Below are 1,011 nucleotides of genomic sequence, written 5' to 3' on the forward strand. Positions count from 1 at the left end.
GAAGGTCCGTGCGATTTTCGGGACGCACGTCCTCGAAGAAGGCGAGTCCGTCCTGACCGTTCACCAACCGAGAACCGCGATGGCTGGCGACTCCAGCACCCGGAATCTTTCTCTTTGATTTCCCTAGGAGTCTGTCGGCGTACCGGGATGATTTTTTTCGGTCCGTCGGTTGTTCTTTGAAAACTCGAATCGTTTAGGGCCGATGTGCTCGATGAACAATCACTACGGCCGCGGATCAGGCTGTAAGCGGTGATGCTCACGGTGGGCATGAGGCTGCGGCACTGCCCTCTAAGCCGATGCCGATGCCCACCCACTCCGGAAGAGCTTCAGGAGGTTATGGCCAAGGCAGATGATGTCCCACTCGCAGTCAACCTTGGCGATGCCTCGCAGCAGGAACTGCCGAAACCCTCGGACCTCCTTGATCTGCCCGAAGACCGGCTCGCTGATCTCCTTGCGCTTGGCATAGGTCATCCGCCCCTTGATCGTCCGGAGCTTGCGGGCCATTCGCTCCTTGATCGTGGCATCCTTGGGAATTCGCCCCTTAGGAGCCGGCAGCAGCCGATCCGTGTGTTTCAAGCGGCCGGTGGCTACGTAGGCGTCAATCTCTTCGTTGGCAAGATAGGTGAGGTTCTCCTCACTCAAGTAGCCGTTGTCAGCACTGACCTTGTTCGGTTTGGCGCCATCGAGGTTGGTCTTGAGCTTCTCGATGAGGGGTTTCAGTTCGCGCTTGTCGTTGGCTTCCTGGCTGAGCCGACTCGCAACGATCACCTGGGAGCTCTCGTCAACAGCCGCTTGACCGTTGTAGCACTGGGCGAAAGACTTGGTCGCGCCATCCTTCATGATGCGGGAGTCAGGATCGGTGAAGTTGCGCTGAGCCTTCCCCTCGGGCTTATCCGAAGGAGCCTTTGGCGGCCGGCCCCGGCGATCCGGGCGCTCCTCGCTCTTCTGCTCTTGCTCAAGCCGTCGGCGCTCCGCCTCCTGCCGAGCCTCTCGCTCAAGAGCCTCCTTGGC

1 protein-coding gene is annotated in these 1,011 nt (G+C 59.8%); it reads right to left on the bottom strand.

Going from position 1 to position 1,011, the window contains the following annotated elements:
* Positions 1 to 288 precede the first annotated feature (288 nt).
* The coding region (locus AC11W3_RS08265) for a transposase (protein WP_484092805.1) at positions 289 to 1,011 on the bottom strand (723 nt) is incomplete at its 5' end.

The sequence above is a fragment of the Geomonas sp. genome, assembly GCF_056994735.1.